This is a genomic window from Pusillimonas sp. (assembly GCF_029263785.1).
GTDB lineage: Bacteria > Pseudomonadota > Gammaproteobacteria > Burkholderiales > Burkholderiaceae_B > Pusillimonas.
In genome coordinates, this window is the sequence record NZ_JAJUFE010000007.1 from 38,096 (window position 1) to 53,792 (window position 15,697).

Sequence of the window (15,697 nt, forward strand, 5' to 3'; positions counted from 1 at the left end):
TGTCGCGAGGAGTTTTTCTTGAAGCAAGCTTTGCAAACCTATCGCGAAAAGCGCGATTTTGACGTGACAGCGGAACCGAAGGGTGCTGCCCGTAAACAAAAAGGGTCGTCTCGTCCCAGCTACGTCATACAGCGCCACCAGGCGCGACGCCTCCACTACGATTTTCGTCTCGAAATAAATGGGGTGCTCGTCAGTTGGGCCGTCCCCAAAGGGCCCTCCCTCGACACCTCTGTCAAACGCCTGGCCGTTCACGTAGAAGATCATCCATTGGAATATGCAAAGTTCGAAGGAGAGATCCCGCGAGGGCAATACGGCGCGGGCCGGGTCGAAATCTGGGACAAGGGCCGCTGGACGCCCGAGTCCGATCCTGTCGAAGCGCTTGCAAAAGGACGACTCAAGTTTCAGCTGGACGGCGGCCTGCAAGGCCGCTGGCTGTTGGTTCGTACAGGCAAACAAAGCGAGCAATGGCTTCTGCGCAAGCTCGAAGACGAACATGCCGTACCGGGCCACGACGCCGAACGCGACGGAGACCCGGTTTCCATGGCGGCCACAAGCTCCGCGACGAAAGCGACCGCCAGGACTTCAAGGAAATCTGCCAGGAAATCAGCCGCGGGAAGGACACCTAAGCCGAAAGCAGAAGCGGAATCCAGGACGTCGAAAGCTTCCTTGCCTACAACCTTGGAGCCGCAACTGGCGACACTTGTTGACCGCCCCCCGGCAGGAAAAGGTTGGTCATACGAGGTCAAGTACGACGGCTATCGCATTGTCTGCCGCTTCGAACGCGGCAAGGTCAGCCTGTTGAGTCGCAATGGCAAGAGCTGGAACGCACGAATGAAGAATCTGGTCAAGGATTTGGCCGACCTGGACTTGGGAGAAGGCTGGATCGATGGCGAGGTCGTCTGTTTCGACGACCGGGGCATCAGCAACTTCCAGGCGTTACAGCAGGCGCTGGATGGAAACGCCAAAGATCTGGTTTTCGTGGCATTTGACCTCCCCTTCTGGAATGGCATCGACCTGCGCCAGTTCCCGCTATCCGAGCGTCAGCAACGGCTGGCAGACCTGCTTGAACCGGTGCCTGCCAACGCGCCGATCATGCTCACGCAGATGCTGGATGTTGCAAGCGATACTGAAGGAGAGTCCGCATGGACCGAAGCCTGTCGCCTGAGTCTTGAAGGCCTGATATGCAAGAAATCGGATTCGCCCTACGTTTCGGGCCGCAGCAAGACATGGTTGAAGCTCAAGTGCCGCCCACACCAGGAGTTCGTGGTGGGAGGCTACTCCGCGCCGTCCGGATCGCGCTCGCATTTTGGTTCCTTGCTGGTGGGATTGCGCGACGGCAAACGGCTGAGCTATGCGGGACGTGTTGGCACGGGTTTCAATCAGCAAGCCCTGGAACAGATGCATGACAAACTCAAGCCGCTTCACCGCAAAACCAGCCCTTTTACCGGCCCCGTCGAATCCAATGGGCGGTATGGAAGGGGGAACAACGACATTCAGTGGGTGACACCAAAGCTGATTGTGGAAGTAGACTACGCCGATCGCACAGACGACGGGCTTCTTCGGCAAGCATCCTTTCGGGGGCTGCGTGAAGATAAACCAGCCTCGGCAGTGACCGGCGAGGAAATGGCGTCCATCGAGACTGTTGAAGCCGATGCCAACGCAGACAAGCGCGTCGACGGCAAGAACTCAAGGGGCAAGTCGAAGGCGAGCCGCTCCGCAATGGGTGGCCCGGTTAGCGTCGAAGATGTAAAGGTCACTCATCCCGACCGCATCATCTACACAAAGCCGGATCGCAGCAAACTGGATCTTGTCACTTATTATGCCGAGGCTTGCGAATGGATACTGCCCCATCTGAAGAGTCGGCGCATTGCCCTGCTACGCTGCCCCCAAGGCACCAACCAGACCTGTTTTTTTCAGAAACACCTGCGTGGCAAGCTGCCCCCAGGTGTCGCTCTGGACGACGAACAAATCGTTGTCGAGAATGAACGGGGCCTGCTAGAACTCGTCCAGTACGGTGTCATCGAGTTTCACACCTGGGGCTCATCGCTGCCCAAGCCAGAAAACCCTGATCGCATTACGCTGGATCTGGATCCCGATCCCGACATTCCGTGGGCCGATGTTGTCGTTGCCGCTCGTCTGGTACAACGCCTCATGGAAGATGCCGGCCTGACGCCATTTCTCAAGACCACGGGTGGAAAAGGATTGCACTTGGTGGCTCCCATCAAGCCCTCCCATCCCTGGGACACCGTCAAGGAATTTTCGCGCGCATTGGCAGCCTATCTGGCCCGGGAAGCTCCCAACCAATTCACGGCCAGCGTTTCAAAGGCGAGGCGAAAAGGCGTGGTTTTCGTGGATTATCTGCGCAATGGCAGAGGCGCCACGGCAATCGCTGCCTTCTCGGCCCGAGCGCGCCAGGGCGCACCGGTATCCATGCCGGTAGCTTGGGAGGAGCTGGACCCAAAGAAGGATATGCGTGCGTCGTACTTCAACATACAGAACGCCCTGAAGCATCGCCGCATGCAGGGACTGGACCCCTGGCAAGCGTACGCTTCAAGCCAAAAAACGCTTCGTCTGGCTTTTCGCAAAGAGTTGAAAGGGTGACGATCCGCTCTGGGCATTGCAGCCCACTTGTCTCCAGTGTCCCCACCAACATGGAGCCGGCGGCCCGGCCCCCTTGCTGGCTCTCAGTCCGATTTTTCGCGATCTTCCATACCTCCGGGATCTCGCACGTCTTCGTCAGTGATGCCCGGAGGCAGGAGGTTCCAATCCGCCCCCTGCCTGTTGGGATCGGCGGGATGATTTCCGACCGTGCGCTTTTGATTGTTGGTTTCCTGCGCTTCTTGCCTATCTGGCTTGGCCAGCCTGTCGGGACTGCGCATGGACTCGGGTGACCCGCCGGAATTCGACGTACGCGACCCTTGTTCACGTGCCAGTTTTTCGCTGGCGGGCTTTTTTTCATTCAACTGGCGCTCGCCGGCATCAGAGTCTGGGTTGTGAATCGTCATGTTTACCTCCTGGAACTGTCGGAGGACATGCACTTGCCTAACAGCAGGCCGATGACGCCGGCGACACAAACCGCCTTCCAGGCATGTTCATGAACGCATTGATCGGTAGCGCGAGACACAGCGTGATAACTCTCTTTAAGGGAGTGACCGTAGTTTCCGGCTTCCTGGCGCGCCACGTCGAGCTGCTTCTTCAACCGCTCGCGAGCCGCCTCGACTTCTGATCCGCCATAACTAGCTGTAGTGCGGAGAAGTTCATCCGCGCTGCTGATCAGATCACGCAGATTGGCTACGACTTCATCGCGCTTTTCCAGGACGTCTTCGCGTTGTGGGTTTCGGGCCATGATTGCTCCTTGTTTGCCTGAACTGCCCGGTATGAGCAGCCATCAGGGTAAACAGCAGCAATCCGTATGCCGGTCGACAGAGATCCGGAACCGCTCGACTGGGAACTGTCGATTCCGGACGTGTAGCCCCGATCGGAATGCAGGAAAGGATCGGGCCTGCCCGCAAGGCAGACCTAAACCCGATCGCGCTGGTGAGGCGTAGTGAGATCCAGCTGCGGCCCTGCAGGTACGATGCCGGTGGGGTTGATCTGGGTATGGCTACGATAGTAATGGCCTTTGATGTGCCGCATGTTCACCGTGGGGGCCACACCCGGGTATTGGTAGAGCTCGCGCGTGTATCCCCACAATGCAGGAAAATCAACAATACGCTTGTAGTTACACTTGAAATGGCTGTAATAGACCGGATCAAAGCGCAACAAGGTGGTGAATAATCGCCAGTCAGCCTCGGTCAACGTGTTGCCTGCAAGATAACGCTGCTTCAATAACCGCCGTTCCACCTGTTCAAGTGCGTCGAAAAGCTCGTTGACCGCCTGCTCGTAGGCCTCCTGAGTTGTCGCAAATCCGGCTTTGTACACACCGTTATTGATCTTGTCGTAGACAAGCGCATTGATCTCGTCAATGTCGGCCCGTAGCGATTCCGGATAGTAATCACCGGGCGCTGCACCAATCGAGTCGAACGCACTGTTGAACATGCGTATGATTTCTGAAGACTCGTTACTGACTATGGTGCGACGCTGCGTATCCCATAGCACCGGAACCGTCACTCGCCCCGTGTAGGCGGGCTGCGCCAGGGTATAGAGCTGGTGAAGGAAACTTGCATGATTGACATGGTCGGGGATTACGCCCTCATCCGGGGTGAAGGTCCAGCCGTCGCGCCCCATCAGGGGGTTAACCACAGACAGGCCAATCATGGGATCGAGCTTTTTGATCGCACGGAAGATCAGGCAGCGATGCGCCCACGGACAAGCAAGCGAGACATACAGGTGATAACGGCCTGCCTCGGCCTTGAAGCCACTCTGGCCGGTAGGCCCGGCCGACCCGTCTGCCGTGATCCAATTGCGGAACTGCGCTTCGCTACGAACAAATCGCCCGCCCGTGCGTTTGGTGTCATACCATTGATCGGTCCATTGTCCATCTACCAGTAAGCCCATGGATCACCTATTGTCAGAAATATCGAAACCCGATAGCTCCTCGAGGATGGGGCAATCGGGACGGTCGTCGCCCTGGCAGCAATTTGCCAGAACCTGCAACTGGTCTCGAATGGACTGAAGTTTGGCGATGTCCTGGTCGAGCTCGGCAATGTACTGATGAGCCAGCCGCTTCACATCGTGGCTCTTCCGGTCTTTGTCCTTCCAGAGGCCAATCAGGGTTCGGATTCTATCCAGCGAAAAGCCAAGATCACGTGCCCGTTTGATAAAACGGAGTGTCTGAACCTCGGTTTCTCCGTATTGACGATAGCCCGAAGGAGACCTTTGGGCCGCCGGCATCAGACCCACGCTTTCATAGTAGCGTATCATTTTCGCCGTAACTCCCGAAGCCTCGGCTGCCTGTCCTATATTCATAAAAGCACCTCCGCTTCAATATTCCCGAGACATGAACTCTTCACTAACCTTACCACGAGGTAAAGGTTAATCTTGCGACCTCTTGCGCAAAGCCTGGAGAACTCTTTAAGGTGCGCCCGTTTTCGTATATAAAGCTGAATATGAAAAAGTTGGTATTTGCTCGCATTTCCATGCGCTGAAATCCAGCACACGATTATTCGAAAACTGTCCTCGGGAAGAGACATGAAAATAGCAACGTTAATCCTTGCGTTAGCCGGCATGACAGTGTTGACGGCATGCCAGACACCCTCCAACGGCCAGGCCCGAAACTCCGAATTCAACTGTATTGCCGGTACGGTAGGCGGCGCGATTGTCGGCGGCTTGCTCGGCAGCACTATCGGAGGTGGAACGGGTCGAACCGCCGCTACTGCGGTAGGAATCGGTGCGGGCGGTTATCTTGGAAATCGGATGGGATGCAAATAATGAAAAAGAGCCATTTACTGCCTTTGGCGCTTACGATGGGCATGTCGCTGGCGCTGGCTGGTACCGTACATGCCCAGGCCACCCCACAGGTCGAGCTGACACCAGAACACTTCAAGCAGCTTGATCGGAACGGAGACGGAGGCGTGAGCCGCGACGAATACGAAGCATTCATGCGCGAATCGTTCAACAAGCTGGATACCGACGGCAACAAGCGTCTGAGCAAGGCCGAAGCCAGTGCCGTCCTGAGCGCCGAGCAATTTGATGCGGTAGACGCGAACAACGATGGCGAACTTACGCTTGATGAATTCATAGCACATACCATGCGCGACTTCGACCGACATGATTATGACGGTGATGGCGTGCTTCAGCCCTAGCATGGCAACCTGACCGCGCCAAGGGGCGGCTCGCTGATTCCCAAGTAGAGGGCCGTCACCGGTGCCTTACCGGAGAATCAGCATGAGCCGCAAGAAAGCCTCTGAGTTTCACCCTGCCGTTCTGAAGCTGTTCGATCAATATGTTCATGGCACCCTGACTCGTCGAGGGTTCTTGAGGCAGGCCTCCCGCTACGCCGTAGGAGGAATCACGGCAACAGCGTTGCTGGACAGCCTGACCCCCAACTTTGCCTGGGCCATACAGGTAGAGGAGTCTGACAGCCGTATCCGTGCAAGCCGGGTCGAATACCCTTCGCCGAGCGGCAGCGCGACCATGCAGGGATATCTGGTTCTGCCCTCTGGGGGTGCCGAGAAGTTGCCGGCAGTCGTGGTGTATCACGAGAACCGTGGTCTGAACCCGTATATCGAGGACGTGGCCCGCCGACTCGCACTCGAAGGCTATATGGCATTTGCCCCGGATGCTCTGGCGCCTCACGGCGGCTACCCGGGCGACGAGGACAAAGCGCGGGCGATGTTCGCAGAGCTGGATCAGGGCAAGACGCACGAAGACCTGTTCGCTGCGGCAGATTTCATCAAGAATCATCCGCGGTGCAATGGACGCTACGGCGCCGTCGGTTTTTGTTATGGCGGCGGAGTGGTCAACAAGCTGGCCGCCCGCCACACCGATCTGGCGGCTGCCGTTCCCTTCTACGGTCCGGCACCCACCGCAAACGACGCACTCAAGGTTTCGTCACCGTTGCTGCTTCATTTTGCCGGCAACGATGACCGAGTCAATGCCGGCTGGCCAGCCTTTGAAGAAATTCTGAAAACAAACAATGTGGATTACCAGGCCTACTTTTACGATGGCACCCAGCATGGTTTCCACAACGACACGACGCCCAGGTATGACGAGGATGCGGCCAGGCTGGCCTGGCAACGAACGCTTGAGTTCTTCAAGAAACATCTGACGTCCTGATCGGGCATCAGGCAATCAGGGACGGCGATGCGCACCCGGCCTCAGGAGATCTGCTCGATAACAGGTTCAGGCGGCCCGGACCAGGTCAGACTATAGGCTGGGCCACGCCTGACATTACCTACCAGTGCGGGCCGGAAACAGGCCAGGTTCGTTCCGGCCGGGCGGCGTACGCTGGGATAGACCACGCCCATCGAGCCGGCGTCGAGCAGCCGCTGCGCAAGCTCTTGCGAAGTGACATAGCTGAAAGGATCGAGGCACCCGGCATAAAGCGGTGCGTCGCGCAGGTCGTGGAACTCGGCGCTGAAGTCGGCCAGCAGCGCCTGGTAGCTGACGCTATCGTGAAAATAGTCGATCTCGGCGTATTCGACCGTTTTATGAAACACGATTTCGGCCAACGCGGTTTGCACGTCGAAAGCGCAATACCAGGCGCCCCGTTCGCCGGTGTTGAAACGGCTGCCCTCGGGCCTGGGATACGTGAAGGCGGCGTTGACAATGCGAAAATTCGGCACGCCAAAGACGAGCTCATCTATTCCGATGCCGGCCAGGCCGCCGCGCTCGGCGCGCAAGCGCTGGTTGGTGGCGTTATCAAGAACAAACAGGTCAGCAAGATGATCGGCACTTTCGGACAAAGCGGCCAGAACCGAATCTTCCTGATCGGCAAAGCGGGACGGAAGCAGCCGGTAAGTATCGAGCTGGCGTACCAACGCTGTGGGCGGCAGCGCTGGCACGAGCTAAACACCTCCGCGCCTGGCGTCGAGCAACTGCCTGACGGCCTGCATGGCCAGCAGCCCCCCTTCCATCATGTAGGCCAGGGGCGTGCGCCCGCCAAACAACACATTGCGATTAGGCATGTGTACCCATTTGTCGGCGAGGTCGTCGCCATAAAGAATATGAAGGGATTTATAGATGCCCAGCAGGTACGAAATGCGCGTGAGCCTGTCGACTTCGAGGACTCGCTGAGGGTTTTTTTTCCACTCGTAATACGAGCTGCTGGAGACCCCGCCCAAAAGCACGCACGCGTCCTCGTCTCGCAGATTCCAGGCTTGTGCGAGCTTGAAAAAACCCTTTAAGGCGGAACCAGACAGACGCTGGCGCACAGACCTGGCGTTGAGGTCGACGATGGGCGCGGGCTCGAAGCGGCTATAGGGGTAAGCGAAGGCGGCTGTCATGGTTTTCTCCGGTTGCGGTTATTTTATCCTCCAAAACCGGAAAAATCCACCTTTTCAGTGGCTTATAGCTCAAGACAGCATCGGCCAGCACCAAGGTTCTGGAGTTCGATCTGATGCACCCATCACTTCGAGACTACGCCGCGGGCATCGACTCGAAGATCACCGAAGCAAACCAACATTGTGGTGCCGCCTTGGCCACCCGCTCTGCAAAGTGGCTACAGGATCTCGTCCACCGATTCAATCGGTCGGGCCAGACGCGTACCTTTTTCTGTGACTACAAAAGGCCGGTTGATAAGAATGGGGTTGGCTGCCATGGCGTCCAGCAGCTCTTCGTCGGTGGCGTCCTGCAAGCCCAGTTCGGAATACACCGCCTCTTTTGTACGAATGGCCTGACGTGGCGACAAACCCGCATCGCGAATCAATGTTGCAAGCTGATCGCGGGTCGGAGGTGTCTTGAGGTACTCAATGACTTCGGGCTGACGACCGGCGTCGATCAATTTTTGAAGCGTGTTGCGAGAGGTACTGCATCGCGGGTTGTGGTAGATGGTGGTCATTGCCTATGTACTCCGTATGAAAACCACTGCAAAGTATTGCAGTGATTCTATACGAGCAGGAATATTGCATTCTTGCGCCGCGCTGTAATACCCTATTTCGGTCCTGCGGACTTCAACAATTAAAGCTTAAAACAAATACACCGGAGACAAGAATGGAGCTGACGCTGTTGATCGAGCTGGCGCTGAACGGGCTCCAGTTCGGCCTCATGCTGTTCTTGCTGGCGGCGGGCCTGACGCTCGTCTTCGGCATCATGGATTTCATCAACCTTGCCCACGGTTCCCTTTACATGCTGGGCGCGTATTTCGCTGCGTCTTTTGTCATGGCTACCGATTCGTTCTGGCTGGGTTTGTTGCTGGCGGTGGCAGCAACCATGGTGGCGGGGGTCATCCTCGAAGTTCTGGTCTTTCGAAGGCTGTACCAGCGCAACCACATGTCCCAGGTGTTGGCCACCTTCGCACTGATACTGATTTTCAATGAAGGCGCACGTATGGTGTGGGGCGAACAGCCCCTGCGCCTCAACACCCCTGCCCTGCTCTCGGAGCCCGTCCAGATAATGCCGGGCTTTTATTACTCATCGTTCCGTCTGTTCATCATTGTCACGGGGCTGGCCGTTGCAGCGGCCCTATATGTGCTGGTTACCAAAACGCGGGTGGGCATGCGGGTTCGCGCCGGCGCCTCGAACCGCGAAATGGCAACCGCCATGGGCGTAAACATAAAAACCATATTCACATTGCTCTTTGCCTTCGGTGCCGCGCTGTGCGCCATTGCAGGTGCCTTGCTGGGAACGATATTGTCGGTTCAGGTAGGCATGGGCGAGAGCATATTGATACTGGCTTTCGTGGTGATTGTGGTGGGTGGAATCGGCTCCATTCGCGGTGCACTCATCGGCTCAATACTTGTCGGCTGCGTAGACACCATCAGCCGGACGCTGCTGCCTTCAATGTTGCACGCAGTCATGCCGCCAGCTGTGGCGTCAAGTCTGGGGCCGGCGCTGGCTTCAATACTGATCTATCTCCTTATGGCCGCAGTGCTGTTCTTCAAGCCAGAAGGCCTGTTCCCTGCCCGCAGCTAAGGAGCCACCATGCACAGTACTTTGCACCACCGTCTGTCAGGTCCCTGGATGGCTGTCCTGCTGGTCCTGCTTTTCGCCTTCCCACCCGTGGCCACATTCTTCGGCCAGGATTTCTACATCAGTTTTGGCTCTCGCCTGATCATCTTCGCCCTGGTTGCCTCCAGCCTCAATCTCATCCTGGGCTTTGGCGGCATGGTCAGTCTGGGTCATGCCGCCTATTTTGGGGCCGGGGCCTACGTGGTGGCCATACTCATGTATCACGACATTGCGTCGGCATGGATCAGCTGGCCCGCCGCCGTGTTATTGGGCGCAGCACTGGCCTTCCTGATCGGACTTGTCTGCCTGCGCACACGAGGCGTGTATTTCATCATGATCACCCTGGCCTTTGCGCAAATGACCTATTACATCTTTGTATCGCTACGAAGCTACGGGGGTGACGACGGGCTGGCCATTACAAGACGGTCTTCCTTCGTTCTGGATCTGGCTTCCGACACGGTCTTTTACTATGTCTGCCTGGTCCTGACGGTGCTGGTACTCTTTTTCATGCATCGCCTCATCAATGCCAGGTTCGGTCGCGTGTTGCAGGGCATACGCGAAAACGAAACACGCATGCTGGCCATTGGATACCCGGTGTTTCGTTACAAGCTGGTTGCCTTCGTGATAGCGGGCGCCATAGCCGCACTCGGAGGCGCACTGTTCGCCAACCAGAACTACATGGCCAGTCCCAGCCAATTGCACTGGATGCAATCGGGCACACTGATGGTCATGGTACTGGTGGGTGGGCTGGGATACTTCTTTGGCGGGGTCATCGGCGCCGTGACCTTGCTCTTGCTCGAAGAAATACTCATGGCGTACACCACCCACTGGGCCTTTTACCTTGGCTTCATCCTGCTGGCCATTGTGCTGTTCCTGCCCAACGGATTGGCCAGCCTTACCTTGCGCAGAACCGAAGGCGCTACCGGAGTCAGGTCATGACAGCACCACTACTCGAGTTACGTGGTCTGGTGCGTCGCTACGGCGGCATCCTGGCCACCGATCACCTCGACCTGACGGTTATCGAAGGCGAAACCCATGCCATCATCGGCCCGAACGGCGCCGGCAAGACCACCCTTATCCAGCAAATCTCCGGCGGCCTCAGCCCCGACGAGGGCAACATCATTTTTCAGGGCAAAGACATCACGCATCTTCCCATGAACCAGCGTGTTCATCGGGGCCTTGCACGCTCTTACCAAATTACCAACATCTTTCGTCAATGCACCGTCCTGGATAACCTTGCTTTGGCGGTTCAGGCAAGGTCGGGTTCCAGCATGCGGTTCTGGCGACCGGCAATGTCAGAATCTCGGGTCATTGACGAAGCGCGCGCCCTGGCCGATAAAATCGGTCTTGGCGGACGCCTTGACACCTTGTCGGGAAACCTGGCCCACGGGGAGCAGCGCCTGCTTGAAGTCGGGCTGGCCCTTGCAACACGTCCCCGTCTGTTGCTGCTCGATGAGCCCATGGCAGGCATGGGCCCCAAAGAGTCTCGCAGTCTGATGCCGCTCGTGCAATCGCTTAGCGAAGAACTGTCTGTACTGCTCGTCGAGCACGACATGGAGACCGTGTTCCAGTTGGCCGATCGCATCTCGGTACTGGTATCGGGCAGAGTCATCGCCACGGGCACCCCAGACGAAATTCGCCACAACGCCGAAGTACGCAAGGCCTATTTGGGCGATGAGGTCAGCGCATGAAACCTTTGCTCGAAGTCCACGCCATTGAAACCGCCTATGGCAGCAGCCAGATACTGTTTGGCATCGACCTGACCATCCAGGCGGGGCAGACAGCCACGCTGCTGGGACGTAACGGAATGGGGAAAACAACCACTGTGCGTTCCGTACTTGGTCTGACACCCATCCGTAGTGGGACAATCCGCTTCGACGGACACGACATCGGGCGCTGGAGCGCTGATCGCATTGCACGTCTTGGCGTTGCAGTAGTTCCCGAAGGCAGGCATATCTTCCCCAACCTGTCGGTCCGCGAAAATCTTGTCGCCTTTGCTTGCAACCGCAGTGGAACCGATCAACCCTGGACACTCGAACGCGTGTTTGCGCTGTTTCCGCGTTTGCGCGAACGCGCAAACAACATGGGCAATCAGCTTTCCGGAGGCGAACAGCAGATGCTGGCCATTGGGCGCGCCCTGATGACCAACCCAAAACTGCTTATTCTTGATGAAGCGACCGAAGGGCTGGCCCCCCTGATTCGCGAAGAGATCTGGCAATGCCTGAACCAGCTTCGCAATATGGGGCAAACAACCCTGGTCATAGACAAATACGTTCAAAGGCTTATCGAGCTGGCCGACCAGCACACCATCATCGAGCGCGGCCAGGTGGTATGGAACGGAAGCTCGGATACCTTGCGACAGTCGCCTGAAATCTGGGAACGCTACGTGGGCGTTTGACCCACACCAGCCAGGCAGGCCCGCCCCCCAGCAACTGCCATCCCTATGCCTGCAAGGTTTCCAGGGGCGTGCGCCCGTAACGCTCTCGATATCGGGTGCAGAAACGGCCCAGATGCGTGAAACCCCAGCGCAGTGCGACATCCGTCACTCGGGTACCCGGTGGTGCTTGCGTCAGGTCGATATGTGCTCGCTGCATGCGTTGCTCTCGCACGTAGGCCATCGGCGACAGGCCATGGTGCTCTTTGAACGCGGCACAAAGACCCCGCACGCTCGAGCCGCTGGCCTGAGCGATACGGCCAAGGTCGAGGGGGTCCTGCAAATGAGCGATGATGAATTCCTCGGCCAGCCTCACATTGCGGCGAGAGGCGCCACTACGCTTTTGCAACAGCTCGGAATAGTTATGTCGCTGACAGAGCAGCAAGTGCTGAATCAGGGTTTCTTCCTGTGCATGGACCCACTTGCCTGGCGGACGGTTCTCTGTAAGCTGGAACCAGCAGAGCAAGGCGCTGATCTGATGCTGCCACGAGCGTCCGTGCGGGGTATCCAGGGCGAACTCGGGGCAAAACTCTACCGGCTTGTCCAGCCGCGCTCCCAGGAGGTTGCTGCACGACGCCTCAATCCGCTCTCGCGGTATCTTGAGCAGTAGCTGCTCACAGCCCTCGCTCCAGTCCAGACGTATCGGAAGAGTGGGCGATATCAGCGCCCCCATACGCGAATCGGCAGCCACTATCGAATCGCCTACAGAGATCTGCGCCGAACCGTGCAGGGGCACCTGAAAAAGCAGGAAACGCCGTAGTTCGCCAGGTGCAATGTGAACGGCCGCGCCATAGCGCAGCAACAAAAGCGAGACCTCTCCCAATTGCAGACACCGTAAAAAGGAATCGACCTTGCCGGAGCGCCAGACCAGATCGTGTTCTTTCAGCGCGCCCGTAGTGGCCAGCTTGGCCTCTTGGGGGTCTGTGGATGCAAACAGGGGTGACGCATTGTACAGCGGAGTCAAGCCCGATTTAAACCAAGGTTCCATCGTACGGCCCTCATAAGCGGTAAATGCACAGGCAAATGTTGCACGAGCTGGCTCAAATTTGCCAGAAAAGGATAGCCGCGCCAATTCAACCTACACATCATATAAGGAAGCTCTGCACTTCGGAACTGCCTTAGATCAGGGCTTTCCACAGTACAACTGCATAAAAATACGGAGACAACGCATATGAAACCCGCCTCGTTCAAGCTTGGCCTGCTCGCTGCTGCGTGTGCAGCCGCACTAACCCTCTCGCCGGCCCATGCCGCGGATTCCATCAAGGTAGGCTTCCTGTCGACTCTTTCGGGACCGGGCGGCGCCCTGGGAATCGATATCCGCGACGGCTTTCAACTGGCACTAAAGCATGCCGGGGGCAAGCTTGGCGACCTGGACACCGAAGTCATCGTCGTCGACGATCAACAAAAGGCCGATATTGGCCGGCAGGCTACCGACCGGCTTATCAAGCGTGACCGCGTCGACGTCATGACCGGAATGGTGTTTTCAAATGTCCTTTTACCACTGATGCCCAGCATCCTGTCCAGTGACACGATCTATATCTCGACCAACACTGGTCCGGCCGATTACGCCGGCAAGGACTGCAATCCGAATTTCTTTGTGGTCTCTTGGCAAAACGAAGACATTCCCGCAGCCATGGGCAGATATGTCACCGAACAAAAGCACAAGAGCGTTTTCCTGATTGCACCCAATTACCCTGGGGGACGCGAGTCTATCGGTGGTTTCAAGCGTCTGTACAAAGGCGAGATCGCTGACGAAGTCTACGTCAAGCTTGGCCAGCTTGATTTTTCGGCAGAGCTTGCCCAGGCTCGCGCATCGGGTGCCGATTCCGTGTTCTTCTTCCTTCCCGGGGGCATGGGAATCAGCTTCATCAAGCAGCTCGAAAGCTCCGGCCTATCCAAGAACATGAAGATCTATATGCCGGGATTCTCGGGCGACCAGGACACCATCAAGGCTGTCGGTGACCCCATGGTGGGCACCTTCAACTCTTCGCAATGGTCACCTGATCTGGACAACCCGCAGAACAAGAAGTTTGTGGCCGATTTCGAAAAGGAATACGGACGCATCCCCACGCTGTACGCGTCGCAGGGCTACGACGCCGCCATGTTGCTCGATGCAGCCGTACGAGATGTCAAGGGCAAGATCGAAGACAAAGACGCGTTCCGCCAGGCACTGCGAGCCGCAAATTTCAAATCGGTGCGCGGCGATTTCAAGTTCAACACCAATCAGTACCCCATCCAGGATTACTACCTGCGAGAAGTCATCAAGGACGACCAGGGCCGCATCACCAACAAAGTCGTAAGCACCATTCTGGAGGACTATCAAGACCCGTTCGCCGCCGAATGCAAGATGGGTCAGTCATAGGCAGTCAAAAGCAGGAGCATCACCATGTCGTACAGCAACGAACGCATCGCCGAACTCGTCCGGCCCGACAGCGTCCACAAGTCGGTCTACACTGACCCCGAGCTGTTCGAGCTGGAAATGGACCGGATCTATGGTCGTGCCTGGATTTACGCAGGGCATGAAAGCCAGGTGCCGAATGTGGGCGATTATCACACTACCCTCATCGGCAACCAGGATGTCATCATGGTACGTGGCACCGACAACAAGGTCCATGTGCTTTACAACCGCTGCCCGCACAAAGGTGCCATGCTTGTGGCGCGCGGAAGTGGCAACGCGGGCAAGTTCTTCAGATGTCCGTACCATGCCTGGACATTCAAGCTTGATGGCAACCACCTTGCTGCGCCAATCCGCCGGGGTTTCGAAGGGACCACCTTTGATCCGGCCTCACCCGAGTTCTCGATGCGGCCGCTTGCCCGTGTCGAAAGCTACCGTGGGTTCGTGTTTGTCAGCCAGGCCGCCGAGGGCCCCGCCCTGCTTGATTTCCTCGGCGGGGTGCGTTCTTCCATCGACAACCTTTGCGATCGCTCACCCTTGGGCGAAGTCGAAGTGGCCGGCGGGTCGTTCAAGGTCATGCAACCTTCCAACTGGAAGGTCTTCTACGAAAACCTGCACGACACCATGCATGCCAATGTCACGCACGAATCATCGTATTCGTCGGCCCGCAAGCAAGCCGAAGCGTTTGACAAGATGCCCCTTGAGCTGCACATCATGGATGGCAACGGCGAACCCTACGAATTCTGGGAAAAGCTCTCGCTGGTCGCATTTGATTACGGCCATGGCTATATGGAAGGCATTTTCAACCCGGGCGCCATCGATACCGATCCCGTCACGCGAGCCCATTACGAATCTCTGGTCGAGGCATACGGCAAGGAGCGCGCGCTGGCCATCCTCGGAGAAAACCGCCACAACACCATCATCTATGGCAGCGGATCCCCGCACACCGTCTTTCAGCAGTTCAGGGTCATCCGCCCCATTGCAGTAGACCGTACCATGGTCGAGATCCAGGTCTTCAAGTTGAAAGGTGCTCCGGAAGCAATCTTCAAGCGGGGCCTCATGTACGCCAATCTGATCAATTCGCCTTCGTCCAACGTCATGCCCGACGACCTCGAGCTGTATGGTCGTTGCCAGCAGGGAAACACCACACATGGTGGGGACTGGGTAAGCCAGCACCGCTATGCAGGTACCGACAGGCCGATTGAAGGTGGCATGACCTCCATCAACGGCACCAGCGAATTACCGATGCGCAACCAGTTCAAGGCCTGGAAGCAATACATGCTTGGCCAGGTCTGATCCGATTGCAGCAAGGAGTATTT

At 57.3% G+C, this 15,697-nt stretch carries 18 protein-coding genes; 10 read left to right on the forward strand and 8 right to left on the reverse strand.

Going from position 1 to position 15,697, the window contains the following annotated elements; translation table 11 throughout:
* The first annotated feature begins 18 nt into the window (after positions 1-18).
* Complete coding sequence (gene ligD / locus Q1J88_RS03690; protein ID WP_301116145.1) at positions 19-2,601, forward strand: DNA ligase D; 2,583 nt, start codon at positions 19-21, stop codon at positions 2,599-2,601.
* 83 nt (positions 2,602-2,684) lie between these two features.
* On the opposite strand, the gene Q1J88_RS03695 is transcribed toward ligD, so the two are convergent.
* The 4 genes from Q1J88_RS03695 to cueR all read right to left on the reverse strand — a co-directional run bounded on the left by Q1J88_RS03695 (position 2,685) and on the right by cueR (position 4,908).
* Complete coding sequence (locus Q1J88_RS03695; protein ID WP_301116146.1) at positions 2,685-3,005, reverse strand: hypothetical protein; 321 nt, start codon at positions 3,003-3,005, stop codon at positions 2,685-2,687.
* Positions 3,006-3,007: 2 nt separating this feature from the next.
* Complete coding sequence (locus tag Q1J88_RS03700; protein ID WP_301116147.1) at positions 3,008-3,346, reverse strand: DUF883 family protein; 339 nt, start codon at positions 3,344-3,346, stop codon at positions 3,008-3,010.
* 173 nt (positions 3,347-3,519) lie between these two features.
* Complete coding sequence (locus Q1J88_RS03705) at positions 3,520-4,497, reverse strand: glutathione S-transferase family protein (protein ID WP_301116148.1); 978 nt, start codon at positions 4,495-4,497, stop codon at positions 3,520-3,522.
* Between the two features lie 3 nt (positions 4,498-4,500).
* The gene (cueR, locus tag Q1J88_RS03710; RefSeq protein ID WP_301116149.1) at positions 4,501-4,908 is read right to left on the reverse strand and encodes a Cu(I)-responsive transcriptional regulator; all 408 of its coding nucleotides are present in this window, start codon (positions 4,906-4,908) and stop codon (positions 4,501-4,503) included.
* Between the two features lie 222 nt (positions 4,909-5,130).
* Between cueR and Q1J88_RS03715 the strand changes: the two genes are divergently transcribed.
* From Q1J88_RS03715 to Q1J88_RS03725, 3 genes are all read left to right on the forward strand, one after another.
* Positions 5,131-5,370, forward strand: coding sequence for a glycine zipper 2TM domain-containing protein (locus Q1J88_RS03715; protein WP_301116150.1), 240 nt, complete (start codon positions 5,131-5,133; stop codon positions 5,368-5,370).
* Positions 5,370-5,744: an EF-hand domain-containing protein gene (locus Q1J88_RS03720; RefSeq protein ID WP_301116151.1), complete on the forward strand. Its 375-nt coding sequence runs from the start codon at positions 5,370-5,372 to the stop codon at positions 5,742-5,744. The genes Q1J88_RS03715 and Q1J88_RS03720 overlap by 1 nt, the downstream gene beginning before the upstream one ends.
* Before the next feature lie 82 nt (positions 5,745-5,826).
* Positions 5,827-6,717 (forward strand): dienelactone hydrolase family protein, encoded by an 891-nt coding sequence (locus tag Q1J88_RS03725; protein WP_301116153.1) that lies wholly within the window; start codon positions 5,827-5,829, stop codon positions 6,715-6,717.
* Positions 6,718-6,758: 41 nt separating this feature from the next.
* On the opposite strand, the gene Q1J88_RS03730 is transcribed toward Q1J88_RS03725, so the two are convergent.
* From Q1J88_RS03730 to arsC, 3 genes are all read right to left on the reverse strand, one after another.
* Positions 6,759-7,445 carry an RES family NAD+ phosphorylase gene (locus tag Q1J88_RS03730; RefSeq protein WP_301116154.1) on the reverse strand — a complete coding sequence of 229 codons (687 nt, stop codon included), beginning with the start codon at positions 7,443-7,445 and terminating at the stop codon, positions 6,759-6,761.
* A gap of 3 nt (positions 7,446-7,448) precedes the next feature.
* Positions 7,449-7,886 carry an MbcA/ParS/Xre antitoxin family protein gene (locus tag Q1J88_RS03735; RefSeq protein ID WP_301116155.1) on the reverse strand — a complete coding sequence of 146 codons (438 nt, stop codon included), beginning with the start codon at positions 7,884-7,886 and terminating at the stop codon, positions 7,449-7,451.
* A gap of 215 nt (positions 7,887-8,101) precedes the next feature.
* Complete coding sequence (gene arsC, locus Q1J88_RS03740; protein WP_301116157.1) at positions 8,102-8,440, reverse strand: arsenate reductase (glutaredoxin); 339 nt, start codon at positions 8,438-8,440, stop codon at positions 8,102-8,104.
* A gap of 152 nt (positions 8,441-8,592) precedes the next feature.
* Here arsC and Q1J88_RS03745 point away from each other — a divergent pair, with 152 nt between their 5' ends.
* From Q1J88_RS03745 to Q1J88_RS03760, 4 genes are read left to right on the forward strand one after another with little or no spacing between them, the layout of a single operon-like run.
* A complete protein-coding gene (locus Q1J88_RS03745; RefSeq protein ID WP_301116159.1) occupies positions 8,593-9,513 on the forward strand; it encodes a branched-chain amino acid ABC transporter permease in 921 nt (306 codons plus the stop codon).
* Between the two features lie 9 nt (positions 9,514-9,522).
* On the forward strand, positions 9,523-10,488 hold the full coding sequence (locus Q1J88_RS03750) for a branched-chain amino acid ABC transporter permease (RefSeq protein ID WP_301116161.1): 966 nt from the start codon (positions 9,523-9,525) through the stop codon (positions 10,486-10,488).
* Positions 10,485-11,240: an ABC transporter ATP-binding protein gene (locus Q1J88_RS03755; RefSeq protein ID WP_301116163.1), complete on the forward strand. Its 756-nt coding sequence runs from the start codon at positions 10,485-10,487 to the stop codon at positions 11,238-11,240. Before Q1J88_RS03750 ends, Q1J88_RS03755 begins: the two co-directional genes overlap by 4 nt.
* Positions 11,237-11,947 (forward strand): ABC transporter ATP-binding protein, encoded by a 711-nt coding sequence (locus tag Q1J88_RS03760; protein WP_301116164.1) that lies wholly within the window; start codon positions 11,237-11,239, stop codon positions 11,945-11,947. Before Q1J88_RS03755 ends, Q1J88_RS03760 begins: the two co-directional genes overlap by 4 nt.
* Positions 11,948-11,990: 43 nt before the next feature.
* Here the strand turns inward: Q1J88_RS03760 and Q1J88_RS03765 are convergent, their stop codons facing one another.
* Entirely contained in the window at positions 11,991-12,971 is a 981-nt protein-coding gene (locus tag Q1J88_RS03765; protein ID WP_301116165.1) for an AraC family transcriptional regulator, read from the reverse strand.
* A 183-nt stretch (positions 12,972-13,154) separates the two neighbouring features.
* Here Q1J88_RS03765 and Q1J88_RS03770 point away from each other — a divergent pair, with 183 nt between their 5' ends.
* Positions 13,155-14,345 (forward strand): ABC transporter substrate-binding protein, encoded by a 1,191-nt coding sequence (locus Q1J88_RS03770; protein ID WP_301116166.1) that lies wholly within the window; start codon positions 13,155-13,157, stop codon positions 14,343-14,345.
* Positions 14,346-14,369: 24 nt separating this feature from the next.
* Positions 14,370-15,674, forward strand: coding sequence for an aromatic ring-hydroxylating dioxygenase subunit alpha (locus Q1J88_RS03775; protein ID WP_301116167.1), 1,305 nt, complete (start codon positions 14,370-14,372; stop codon positions 15,672-15,674).
* The last annotated feature ends 23 nt before the right edge of the window (positions 15,675-15,697 follow it).